We start from the raw sequence: 12,543 nt of genomic DNA on the forward strand, positions 1-12,543 counted from the left end.
AACCCTTTTTAATCGAAATCTTTCCTTGTCAGCTGGGTAAGTTCTTGGATTTCTTCCAGAACTTCTTTTTGCCGTTCTTGGAATAACAATCCTTTATTATACATATAGTATCGGTCGCAGCCATGTTCGTTGATAAACTTCATGCTAAAATAGTTTGCGTTCAACTCTGTAATAAAAATAACCATTTCCTGGCTGTTTCCAAACGCAGCTTCCATAAAATCAAATGCATAATCCAACGAAGCTGCCGTATCTTGAATAAGCTGTTTCCGTTTTTCCGGCTGTTGCTGGAATTGATTTTTCACTAGTTCAAACGCATCTTGCCCTTCCAAGGATTCTTGTTTTAACTGTAAAACATATTTCTCCAATATTTGGAGAACCTTTTGTCCGGTTTGCAGCTGTAGTTGATCCAATTGCCCTGCTTGTTTTTTCTGTTCTAAAGTATCCCGATATCCTTGAATAAGTTCAACTAGGCTTTGGATAGCAGGATAGGTTTGTAATTTAGTCTTCCAGGATTTTAACTGTTCAAACAGCTGAGTGGTCAATAAATCTTGTAATTCTACTTGTTGGAATTGTTGGGATAATTTGCTGAGCAATAAACCAATAACACTAAGACGTTCATCGAACTGGGATGATTTTAGTTTGGAGATCGCCTGTTCTGAAATCATACCGGATAAAATCGCCTCAATTTGATAGTCGGTTTGATATTTGTAATAAAGTTCTAGATAGTTGGCAAAGTCTTTTGCGATAGCAGGGAACTGAATATACTGAATAATTAAATCTTGGTCAACTGGCATCCCCAAAATTTCGTATGTCTGGATGATTTGGGATAAGTCTTCCCACCCACGGGCTGTGGCAAATAATTTTCCATCTACCGTGGTTTGAATCCGATAAAAGTTTTCCTTTTTAATTTCCAGATAAGAAATAATGGCACCATGTAGATTATTCTGATAGGCATATTCTTTCCAAACAGAAAAATCTTCCTGTACATCAATCTTTTTAACGCGGTCTAGAGTAACAATATCGAATTCTTTCACCGATTTATTGTATTCAGGAGGGTTACAAGCTGCCGCTATGATCCATCCTTCCGGAATACGATGGCTGCCAAAAGTCTTTTGCTGTAAGAATTGCAGCATGGTAGGAGCTAATGTTTCGGATACACAGTTGATCTCATCAATAAACAAGATACCTTCTTTCAGCCCTGTCTGTTCCATTTTCTCATAAATCGAAGCAATAATTTCACTCATGGTATATTCTGTAACAGCATACTCTGTTCCACCATAATTTTTATGCTGAATAAAAGGCAATCCTACAGCGCTTTGGCGGGTGTGGTGGGTGATGGTATAGGCGACCAGAGCCACACCACATTCCCTTGCCACTTGTTCCATAATCTGTGTTTTTCCAATACCAGGAGGACCCATTATGAGAACAGGACGCTGCCGGATCGAAGGGATACGGTAATTTCCCAGTTCATCTTTTGCCAGATATGCCTGGATAGACCGTTTGATTTCCTGTTTGGCTTGTTTAATGTTCATTCTGTTCCTCCAAATCTTCTGGTTGTAATACCAATTGAATCGCCCAAGGCGGCAAATCAAATTGGTTTCCTTCCTGTTCCATAAACAAAAAAGCTGTTTGGTAGCGGGGAGCTTTGGTGGGAAAAATACCACATCCATCGGTAAAGTATAATAATCCCCGCAAATGATGAAATTTCCCTTCTGATAAGAGCTGGTCCACATAAGTAAATACCGGGCGGAAATCGGTCCCACCATTTCCAATGAGCTGAAAATGGTCCATATATTCCACCAACTGCCGCTCATTTTCAATCAATTGGTCGGATTGGATCTGCTCATCACATTGGATAATATGGATATTTACCTTTTTGAAGAAGCTGTCATTGGATTTTAAAATAGAGTAAGTTTCCTTTAAAAATGCCTGAACCAACTCCCCAGAACAGGACATAGATGTATCAATCGCGATGACAAAATCCTCTACTTTTTTCACTTCTTTTACTTCCTGTGATTCAATCAATGGCATGTTACCATAAAGTTCTAACCCATAAGTGTAGAAAGTATAGTCAAACGTATCTGGGTCCAGTTGGACTTCTTCCCCCAGTACAGCGAATTTTCGCAAAAATTCCCGATAATCATACTTTTGACGGTTTTCTACCTTGACCTGCTCCAAAAGTTCACCAGACTGTGAAGCGGCGTCCCGGGAAAAGGTTTCCATATTGGTTTGTGTTTTTTCGCTGATGTCCTTCCACTTTTGTTCTAAGCTCTCTATTTGTGGTTGGTTTTCTTTTGGAGAAGGCCATAAGGTATGGTCATCCACTGTAAATTCTGTTACCAGCCGCTGCAACGCTGTTTGGGAAAGGGACATCCGCAACAACGCACGGTAAATCCCTTCCGCAGTCAACACCTTTAACTGCTGGTTTAGCTGCCGATAGATCTCCTTTTTCAGAGCGGAAGAAGCCATTCGAATACAGCGATGATACATGCTATCAATTACCGATTCAATGGCGATATCACAGGAAAGATGCCATAGGGTCAAATCGGTTTTTGGAGTCTTGGTCAGATGGCGAAACAGACAGTGGAGCATACTGTGTAGATAAGCTCGATTGATCCAAATCCTACTTTTCTGGAATTGTTCGGTGAGGAAAAATGGGTTGTAATAAAGGGAATATCCATCCGTCCCAATAAAATCAGTTTTTAGGCTGATTTGATATCCAAAACTGCTCAATGCCAGATCAAAAAAACGCATGGCTAAATAAAGTTCATTCCGGGAAGTGTTGAGAATTTGACCGCATACCTGTTCATACCGCTGGGTAATCTCTTCTGACATCATATCCTCCTTCCCGCAATAAAATTTTGCTTATAGTTCAAATGATTTTTCCTGTTTTTGAAAATGGGTGTGTCGGTAATCCATTAAAAAGCTAAGGATTTCTCCTCGTTGGGATTTGTTTGCAAGGGTGATGGCATAATCAACATCCTCTGGCCCCATTAGATGATTCTGTACCATAAATTCAATACATTCTGCCCAATCGTTTTGGATGGCAAGCTGGCAAATAAAACGGTTGTGCTCTTTTAAATATTGCATATATTGTTCCTGTGCGGATTCGCTGAGCTGATAAGGATAACGGATACGTTCCATCGCAATTTTTGCTACCGTTTTTTCGTTGTCCTCAGCCTTTGCTACAGGCAACAGGCTGTCATATTCCCGGTAGTTGATACTTCCATCCAAAAAGCATTGACGATAACGATATCCGGAACCTCTTGCGAACCACTCAAAAATCCTGGCTGGAGCGTTTTCAATGGTTTCCTCAAAATATTGAGGAAAGGTGAGTTTTGCCTGCCGCGGTACACCATACATTCCATTGTTATAATGGAGAAGGACATCCACTTCATGTTGGATATCTGTGATAATACTTTTTAGGCAGGTTTCCTGCCCGTTGATGTTGGTCAGTTCAATGGTAGTGAGGGATTCACAATTTTGGAAGGCACCCCCTCCAATTTCCTGCATATTTCCTGGCATGGAAACATACTGTAAATTGATACAGTTAAAAAAAGCATAGTCTCCAATTTGGGTAATGGTTTCAGGCAATTGGATTGAGGTAAGGTTTTTTCCGCATAGAGGAAGGGCGGATTCTTGAAATCCTAATTCCCCAGATAGTTGAATTAACTGGAGTTCCCCAGTTGCTTTGGAAAGCCCTTCCGGAGAGGAAAAAGCATAAGCGCCGATTTTGGTTACTGGCATCCCTTGGATTTGATTTGGTAAAACAATATCCGTTTGGTCTGTTAAACATTGGTGGATGGTTACTGTTCCTTGTTGAACAGAATAATAAATTGTCATTCCCATAGAGCTTTGTTTCATAAATGCACTCCTTCTACTACCATTTACAATAAGATTTCTCTTTTCTCAATAAAAATGTATGAATTACAAATAAAAATTTAAAATACAAAACAGCAAAAACGCCTGCAAGTAAAACGCAGACGTTTTTAAACATTAAGCTTTGATTGCTTTATGGAATACTTTTTTCCCTTTTTTGATGATGACATAACCTTTTTCAAAGTTGGAAGCATCCAATTTTGCAGTTGGGTCGGTAATTTTTTCATCGTCAATGGAAATACCGCCTTGTTGTGTGAGCCGGCGCGCTTCCCCTTTGGAAGGGCAAAGTTTTGTAGCAACCAATAAATCCAATAAACCAATGGTGCCATCTTGGAACGCGTCCGCACTTAATTCTGTGCTTGGCATATTTTCATCCTGTGCATTTGCACTAAACAAGTTGCGGGAAGTTTCCAGTGCTTTGGTAGCTTCTTCTTCCCCGTGAACCAGTTTGGTTACTTCGTAAGCCAGAATTTCTTTTGCTTTATTTAACTGGCTACCTTCCCAGCTTTCCATTGCCTCAATTTCTTCGATTGGAAGGAAAGTAATCAGCTTCAGGCAGTTAATCACATCGTCGTCGCTGACGTTTCTCCAATACTGGAAGAATTCGTATGGTGGACATTTTTCAGGGTCAAGCCATAAGGCGCCTTTTTGGGTTTTGCCCATTTTTTTGCCTTCTTTTGTGGTTAACAGGGTAAAGGTCATCCCGTATACTTCTTCCCCTTTAACACGGCGCACCAAATCGATACCACCTAGGATATTGGACCATTGGTCGTCGCCGCCCAATTCCATTTTACATCCGGTTGTGTTATACAGATGAAGGAAGTCATAGCTTTGCATCAACATGTAGTTGAATTCTAAAAAGCTTAATCCCACTGCCAAACGGCTTTTTACACATTCCGCTGTCAACATTTTGTTAACGGAGAAATGCCGTCCAACATCGCGTAAAAAGTCAATATAATTTAGGTTTAAGAGCCAATCGCCATTTTTCAGCATCAATGCTTTCCCATCAGAAAAATCAATGAATTTGGACATCTGCTTTTTAAAGCATTCCGCATTGTGATTGATTTCTTCTACTGTTAACATTTTTCTCATATCAGTACGTCCAGTTGGGTCGCCAATCATAGTAGTACCAGTACCAAGCAAAGCAATTGGACGATGGCCAGCCTGTTGCAGATGGCGCATTACAATCAACTGCAAAAAGTGCCCAACATGCAGGCTGTCCGCAGTAGCGTCAAAACCGATATAAAAGGTAACTTTTTCGTTTTCCAGTAATTCTTTGATTTTTTCTTCATTGGTCATTTGGGCGATTAACCCACGGCGTTTTAATTCTTCAAATACAGTCATATGAATTCTCCTTTTATCAATTTGATACGGAAGGGGAATAGTCAAAAACAAAAAAGCCCTCCGTATCCTGTTACAGATACAGAGGACGAAAATACGATTTTCGTGTTACCACCTCTATTTACAGAACCCTCACGGATTACTGCCTCGGCAGGTCAAAGGACTGATCTGCTACGCAATAACGGGCGTACCCGATGCAGCCTACTAACAAGTTCGGCTACACAACTCCAAGATGTATTCAGCATAAGGCCAGCTGCGTTTTTTCACCACCCAAACGCTCTCTGTGAATCTGGAAAACTTTGCTTACTTGTTCTTTTCTCAGTTATTATTTGTATCCTAACACAAAGTTTTTTCGTTGTCAACCGTTGACGGAAAAAATCTTGTTTTATTCGTCAGAATGAGCCACGAGCGTTTGACAAAATTAAGGCTTGTCCTGGGGGTATACTGGAAATTGGACGAGGTGAACAAAATGCAGGTGATATATTTAGACGTACTTTTAGCGGTAAACTTATTTGTGAATTACTTTTTACTGTTATCCGTAAAATTATTTTTCCACAGCAAGGTGAAACGTTGGAGGATGATTTTGGCGGCTGTGATTGGCAGCCTGTTTTCCTTGATGATTTTTCTGCCCGATCCAGGATTGTTGCTAACATTCCTCATCAAAGGGATTCTTGGTGTATTATTGGTATGGCTCTGTTTTGGTTACCAACAAAGGGGAATTTTTATTAAAACAGTCTTAGGCTTTTTTGGAGTTAATTTTTTGTATGCTGGTGTAATGATGGCACTCTGGATATTTGTCTGTCCTGTAGGGATGTATTGGAACAACGGTGTGGCGTATTTTCACATTTCCGCATTAGCATTGGTCATTGGAACAATTGTCGCTTATATTGTAGTACGTGTAATCTGTTTTTTATGGAACAAACGGGTACATGCCAAGGAGTTATACCAAATTAAAATTATATGGAATCAAAAAGAAGCCAATTTATCTGCTTTTTATGATACAGGAAATCGGTTAATCGACCCATTTACAGGACATCCTGTCGTAATCTGTGAATATCAGGCAGTTAAAAATTTATTACCCGCTTCCATTCAGCAGGTTTTGGAATCTGGTCAATACATACAATCCACTGAGCTTTTGCAGGCGGTAAAATTCCATCTGATTCCATTCCAGACAGTAGGAGGAGAAAGCTTTATTGTAGGGTTTGCCCCCGACCAGTTTTATTTAGAAGAAAAACCGGTGAGCGGTTTTATGATAGGGATTACTGTGAATCATCTTTCCCATGGAGAGTTTCAAGCAGTCCTCCCAGCAAAATTCAATTAAGGAGTGAAAGGTTATGTTTTTAAAATGGCTATGGAAAAAACGGAATCAATTATTACGATATTTAGGGCTAGTGGATCCTGTCCATTACATCAATGGTGCGGATACCTTACCGCCCCCTTTAGATAAGGAACAGGAACAGATTGTGTTTCGAAAATTATCGGAAAATGACCCTTGGGCAAGGGAACAGTTGATTGTACATAATTTAAGGCTGGTTGTTTATATCGCAAAAAAATTTGAATCCACTGGAATTGGCATTGAGGATTTAATTTCGATTGGGACCATTGGGTTAATCAAAGCGGTGAACACATTTTCCCCTGAAAAAAATATTAAGCTAGCTACCTATGCTTCTCGCTGCATTGAAAATGAAATTTTGATGTATTTAAGGAAAACCAATCCTTTAAAAAATGAAGTTTCGATTGACGAGCCATTAAAAATTGATTGGGATGGAAACGAACTGTTGTTGTCCGATGTGTTGGGGACAGAAAATGATTGTGTGAATAAAGGAATTGAAGAACGGGTAGAGCGGGATTTAGTAGTAGATTGTATTAATAAGTTAGGAGATAGGGAACGGGAAATTATGCAGCTGAGGTTTGGCATGGTGGATGGAAACGAATATACCCAAAAGGAAGTGGCAGATAAAATTGGAATTTCCCAATCCTATATTTCCAGGCTGGAGAAAAAGATTATCACAAGGTTGAAAAAAGAGATAGAACGGGTTAATATCTAATAAAATTGCTTTGTCGTTTTGGATGAAAAATTGCTGTTTAAAAAAATCGAAAAAAATAAAAATAAAATGAAAAAAAGTGTTGACAAATAAAAAGTGGTCTGGTATAATAATATTCGTCGCTTGAGGGAACACCCCGGACGGCGGATAAATGGGAGCATAGCTCAGCTGGGAGAGCATCTGCCTTACAAGCAGAGGGTCATAGGTTCGAGCCCTATTGTTCCCACCATACGGCCCGTTAGTTCAGTTGGTTAGAACGCTTGCCTGTCACGCAAGAGGTCGTCAGTTCGAGTCTGATACGGGTCGCCAACCAGTTGTCTGAAAGAGATTGATTACAAGGGCGACTGAAATGCCTCTGTAGCTCAGTCGGTAGAGCAGAGGACTGAAAATCCTCGTGTCGATGGTTCGATTCCGTCCGGAGGCACCAAAAGACCTTTTCTGAAAAGAGAAGGCAAACATGCGGGTTTAGCTCATCTGGTAGAGCGCCACCTTGCCAAGGTGGAGGTAGCGAGTTCGAGCCTCGTAACCCGCTCCATTTTTTATCCGAAGTTAAAAGGTTTAACTTTGGATTTTTTATTTGTTATGATCGATTTTCATGTAGTATAAGATAGCATTTGCGGGTTTAGCTCATCTGGTAGAGCGCCACCTTGCCAAGGTGGAGGTAGCGAGTTCGAGCCTCGTAACCCGCTCCAAATGGTTTGCCTTATCCTTTTTAAATAAAGGGTAAGGCTTTTTCATTAGGAAACTTTTATAGAAGGATATGATAAGATACCAATTTTTAAGATGATTGATCATAAAATATCTGCTATTAAAATTTATCTATGTAAAGAAAAGTATAGATAAATATTTTACAGATGTTGTAATTCTATAGGAAGTTCAATCTGATAAAGATAAATTTCCTTCTCTATGATTTTATTGGAATATCTGTTATAATATTTGTAGAATAGAATGAATGCACTGGGGGAGTATATTGTGGCTTATGGAAAGACAATAGAATTATTCCTTGTCAATGGAACAGCGGATAGTTTAACAACAGCGGAATTGTCCAACTGGAATGGAAAAGCAATTAAAATCCCAAGAACTGAAGTAGCAGAATGTGAACGGGAGGATATTCAAGGAGTAGGGGTATATTTTTTGTTCTGCCAAGAAGATGATGGGACAGATTCTGTTTATATTGGGGAAGCTGAAAATGTTTTAATAAGATTAAAACAGCATTTGAGTGATTTTAAGGCGGGAAAAGAAAAATATTATTGGAATACAGCTGTTGCATTCCTCGGTAGGGATTTAAACAAAGCATTAGGGCGTTATTTAGAGGATCAATTGTTTCACATTGCGAAAAAATGCAATCGCTATAAAATACTTACAAAGGCAACTTATAATACAACCATTAAGGAATCTCAACGCGCATCAATGGAAGAATTTATGGATAACATAAAGATTTTGCTGAACGCATTGGGATATAAAGTATTAACACCAGTACCGCAAGCCACTAGTACAACTACATATTTATATTGTAAAAGCTCAGATGCCTCGGCAAAAGGTTTTATTAGTATTGGTGGATTTACTGTATTAAAAGGGTCCACAATTTCCGACCGTATGGCTCCATCCTTTCCAACAGGGGCGAAAAGTTATTATAATCTGAGGAATCAATTGATAGCTGATGGGATTATTATCAATGGTGTTTTTGAGCAGGATTATGAGTTTAATGCCCCATCCGCTGCCTCTGCGGTTGTTTTAGGACGTGCCTCTAATGGAAAATTGTATTGGAAAACAGAGGATGGAAAAACACTAAAAGAAATACTTTAAATGCTCAAGACCGCTTGGTTGATACACAGCCCCTAAAAGAGGATATTATCGGCTTAATTCCTATGGGGATTGAATTATATTATGCACTGTCACCTGTAAACGGGTTTAAAATAGTACTATTTTATTTATATAACCTTTTACTTTTTTAGTTCCTATAAAGCTCGCTGTTATGATTGTTGCACGACTCTTTTTCTTCCCTTGATAAAACAGGGAGATTAGATACCATTGAAAAAAAGCTGATTCTTAGATAAGAATCAGCTTTTCTTTTTGCTGCATTTTACATTTTGTTATACTCGATACAATAAATCGGTATAGGTTGGCATTGGCCAGTATTCAGAAGAAGTAATCGTTTCCATTGCATCAACACAATTCCGCAAGCTCTCCATTTGTGGAATGACCTTATCACGATAGTTTACTGCTGTCTGCCATAAATCGTTTGTATGAGCAGCGTTTACTTCTTGTTCCAGGATTTCCATAATATCATGGACACAGTCAATCATAGAGGATAATTGGTTAACCAGTTTTAACATTGCTTTATTCTCTACGCCACTGCTGGTCACTTCATTATAAGAAGCGGAAATATCACCGACATATTTTATAGCGGCAGGAAGAATCTGACGTTTTGTCATCTCTAACATGGTATTTGCTTCGATGCTGATTGTTTTGATATAGTTTTCCAGCATGATTTCATAACGGGATTCACATTCCTTTGGAGTAAAAATACCATAACGTTGGAACAGTTCGATACTTTTATCCATGATAAACGCCTTTGCTGCATCTACAGAATTTGAAATGTTTGGTAAGCCACGGCGTTCTGCTTCTTCCACCCATTTCTCAGAATAACCGTTCCCGTTAAAGATTACTTTGCCATGGTGGTACATAGTTTCATGCACAATCAGGCGGACATCACGGTCAAAATCATCGGTGCTTTCCAAAATATCGGCAAAGGTTTCCAAGGATTCTGCCATAATGGTATTCAATACCCAGTTAGAAGAAGCAATAGAGGCAGAGGAACCAACCATACGGAATTCAAATTTGTTTCCAGTAAACGCAAATGGGGAAGTTCTGTTCCGGTCACTATCATCTTTTGGCAAGTTTGGCAGGATGGTTACTTTTGTGTTGAGTACTCCATTAGAAGATTTTTCTTCTGCTACACCATCCGCAATATGCTGTAATGTTGCGGTTAAATGTTCTCCTAAAAATATGGATATAATTGCTGGTGGAGCTTCGTTTGCCCCCAAACGGTGGTCGTTTCCAGGAGAGGCAGCGGTTAAACGGAGCAATTCTGGATATTTATCAATCGAACGGATAACAGCACACAGAAAAATCAAAAACTGCATGTTTTCATATGGGGTTTTTCCTGGATCCAACAAGTTGATGCCATCATCGGTGGATAAAGACCAGTTGTTGTGTTTACCAGAGCCATTGATGTGTTCAAACGGTTTTTCATGCAGCAAGCATGCTAGACCGTTCTGTTTTGCGACAGAACGCATTAATTCCATGGTTAACTGGTTATGGTCGGTTGCCACATTGGCAGAATCAAATACAGGCGCCATTTCATGTTGTGCCGGCGCTACTTCATTGTGTTTTGTTTTGGAGTTAATCCCATATTGCCAAAGCTGGTCATCCAACTGGCGCATATAATCCGCAATCCGTAAACGGATACGGCCACAGTAGTGGTCATCCATCTCTTGGCCTTTTGGCGGTTTTGCACCAAACAAGGTGCGTCCACAGATTTTTAAATCCAAACGATCTTCATAATTTTTTCGGTCAACTAAAAAATATTCCTGTTCTGCCCCTACGGTTGGGATAACACGGGTAGAAGTATGGTTGCCAAAAAGTTTTAAAACACGCAATGCTTGGGTATTTACTACTTCCATGGAACGAAGCAATGGGGTTTTGGTATCCAATGCCTCTCCAGTATAAGAACAGAACGCGGTTGGAATATATAAAGTACCTTCTTTGATAAAAGCAGGGGAACTGCAATCCCAAATGGTATATCCTCTTGCTTCAAAGGTATTCCTTAACCCTCCGTTTGGAAAGGAGGAAGCGTCAGGTTCTCCTTTAATCAGTTCTTTTCCGGAAAACTCTAAAATAATTGAACCATCTCCTTGAGGAGATAAAAAGCTATCATGCTTACCGGCAGTAATCCCAGTCATTGGCTGGAACCAATGGGTAAAATGGGTTGCCCCATTTTCCACTGCCCAATCTTTCATGGCAGACGCCACAATACTTGCGATTTCTGGATCAAGGGAACGTCCGTGATCCATGGACGCTTTTAAGCTTTTATAGGTTTCTTTTGGCAGGCGTTCTTTCATCACACGTTGGTCGAACACCTTACATCCAAACTTTTGTGCGAAACTTTTCATAGTGTAATCCTCCATTTTCCATTACAGCAGGTGAATTCCATGGCTGTCACAAACTGAAATCATACTTTCTGGCCAAACAGAAGCCTGTACTTCACCAATATGGGCTTTTTCCAATAATACCATACATAAGCGGGATTGTCCGATACCGCCACCCATGGTAAGAGGAAGTTCGCCGTTTAGTAACATTTGATGGAATGTAAAGTTCTTACGTTCCTCGCATCCAGCAGCTTTGAGCTGGTTTTCCAGTGCATGCTGGTCAACACGGATTCCCATAGAGGATAATTCCATGGCACGTTCCAATACTGGATACCAAATGAGCAAATCTCCGTTTAAATTCCAGTCATCATAGTCAGGGGCACGGCCGTCATGAGGTTTTCCATCTTTTAAAGGACCGCCAATCTGCATTAAAAATACTGTTTTGTGTTCTTTACAGATCTGATTTTCCCGTTCTTTTCTAGAAAGGTTAGGATAAAGGGCTTCCAGTTCTGAAGTGGTAATAAAAAAGATTTCTTCCTCAATATAGGAACTGATTTGAGAAAATTGCTGATGTAATTTATTTTGGGTTTCTTTCAAAGCGTGGACAATATCTCGTACGGTTTGTTTTAAAGTTTCAATATTTCGAGTTTCAGGAGTAATAATTTTCTCCCAGTCCCACTGATCCACGTATACAGAGTGGCAGTTGTCTAGTTCTTCATCCCGGCGGATAGCATTCATATCTGTGTATAAACCAGAACCAGGGGCAAAACCATAACGTTTTAAAGCAAGGCGTTTCCATTTTGCCAAGGAATGTACAATTTGTACATTTGCCCCGAGTTCTTTAATATCAAATTCGACCGGACGTTCCACACCATTCAGGTCATCATTTAAACCGGTATGTGGCTGTACAAATAAAGGTGCAGATACTCTTGTTAAATTCAACCGATTGGCAAGTGTTTGTTGAAAAGTATCTTTTACCAGTTTAATCGCTTTTTCTGTTTCGATAATGTTTAGCTTAGACCAATAGCCTTCCGGCAAAACCAGTGTGTGTTCCATATTTTCCTCCATCCATCCGCCATATTTTAGTTGCCAAAGCGGAAATTAAAAAATAATCTAAACAGTGCATC

Annotated in this window: 9 protein-coding genes, 5 tRNA genes and 1 other annotated feature; of the genes, 8 read left to right on the forward strand and 6 right to left on the reverse strand. The window is 39.7% G+C overall.

The window, feature by feature from the left end; translation table 11 throughout:
- Nucleotides 1-8: 8 nt before the first annotated feature.
- From H8Z77_RS00525 to tyrS, 4 genes are all read right to left on the reverse strand, one after another.
- Nucleotides 9-1,532: an ATP-binding protein gene (locus H8Z77_RS00525; RefSeq protein ID WP_186995827.1), complete on the reverse strand. Its 1,524-nt coding sequence runs from the start codon at nt 1,530-1,532 to the stop codon at nt 9-11.
- The gene (locus tag H8Z77_RS00530) at nt 1,522-2,835 is read right to left on the reverse strand and encodes a vWA domain-containing protein (RefSeq protein ID WP_186995828.1); all 1,314 of its coding nucleotides are present in this window, start codon (nt 2,833-2,835) and stop codon (nt 1,522-1,524) included. Before H8Z77_RS00530 ends, H8Z77_RS00525 begins: the two co-directional genes overlap by 11 nt.
- Before the next feature lie 30 nt (nt 2,836-2,865).
- Complete coding sequence (locus H8Z77_RS00535; protein WP_069988146.1) at nt 2,866-3,864, reverse strand: leucine-rich repeat domain-containing protein; 999 nt, start codon at nt 3,862-3,864, stop codon at nt 2,866-2,868.
- A 132-nt stretch (nt 3,865-3,996) separates the two neighbouring features.
- Nucleotides 3,997-5,223, reverse strand: coding sequence for a tyrosine--tRNA ligase (tyrS, locus tag H8Z77_RS00540; RefSeq protein WP_069988147.1), 1,227 nt, complete (start codon nt 5,221-5,223; stop codon nt 3,997-3,999).
- A 78-nt stretch (nt 5,224-5,301) separates the two neighbouring features.
- Nucleotides 5,302-5,549, reverse strand: a binding site (T-box leader).
- A 140-nt stretch (nt 5,550-5,689) separates the two neighbouring features.
- Here tyrS and H8Z77_RS00545 point away from each other — a divergent pair.
- From H8Z77_RS00545 to H8Z77_RS11660, 8 genes are all read left to right on the forward strand, one after another.
- Nucleotides 5,690-6,541 (forward strand): sigma-E processing peptidase SpoIIGA, encoded by an 852-nt coding sequence (locus H8Z77_RS00545; protein WP_186995829.1) that lies wholly within the window; start codon nt 5,690-5,692, stop codon nt 6,539-6,541.
- Between the two features lie 13 nt (nt 6,542-6,554).
- Entirely contained in the window at nt 6,555-7,268 is a 714-nt protein-coding gene (gene sigE, locus H8Z77_RS00550; protein ID WP_069988149.1) for an RNA polymerase sporulation sigma factor SigE, read from the forward strand.
- Between the two features lie 150 nt (nt 7,269-7,418).
- Nucleotides 7,419-7,494 (forward strand) — tRNA-Val (locus tag H8Z77_RS00555).
- A gap of 3 nt (nt 7,495-7,497) precedes the next feature.
- Nucleotides 7,498-7,574 (forward strand) — tRNA-Asp (locus H8Z77_RS00560).
- Between the two features lie 42 nt (nt 7,575-7,616).
- Nucleotides 7,617-7,692, forward strand: a tRNA-Phe gene (locus H8Z77_RS00565).
- Nucleotides 7,693-7,724: 32 nt separating this feature from the next.
- Nucleotides 7,725-7,800, forward strand: a tRNA-Gly gene (locus H8Z77_RS00570).
- Nucleotides 7,801-7,881: 81 nt separating this feature from the next.
- Nucleotides 7,882-7,957 (forward strand) — tRNA-Gly (locus tag H8Z77_RS00575).
- A 280-nt stretch (nt 7,958-8,237) separates the two neighbouring features.
- Nucleotides 8,238-9,071: a GIY-YIG nuclease family protein gene (locus H8Z77_RS11660; protein ID WP_069988150.1), complete on the forward strand. Its 834-nt coding sequence runs from the start codon at nt 8,238-8,240 to the stop codon at nt 9,069-9,071.
- 287 nt (nt 9,072-9,358) lie between these two features.
- Here the strand turns inward: H8Z77_RS11660 and H8Z77_RS00585 are convergent, their stop codons facing one another.
- Both H8Z77_RS00585 and asnA read right to left on the reverse strand, forming a co-directional pair.
- Nucleotides 9,359-11,440, reverse strand: coding sequence for a glutamine synthetase III family protein (locus tag H8Z77_RS00585; protein WP_069988151.1), 2,082 nt, complete (start codon nt 11,438-11,440; stop codon nt 9,359-9,361).
- 21 nt (nt 11,441-11,461) lie between these two features.
- Entirely contained in the window at nt 11,462-12,472 is a 1,011-nt protein-coding gene (asnA, locus tag H8Z77_RS00590; RefSeq protein WP_270740047.1) for an aspartate--ammonia ligase, read from the reverse strand.
- Between the last annotated feature and the right edge of the window lie 71 nt (nt 12,473-12,543).

Origin of the sequence: Clostridium facile, assembly GCF_014297275.1 — a bacterium.
Lineage (GTDB): Bacteria > Bacillota > Clostridia > Oscillospirales > Ruminococcaceae > Massilioclostridium > Massilioclostridium facile.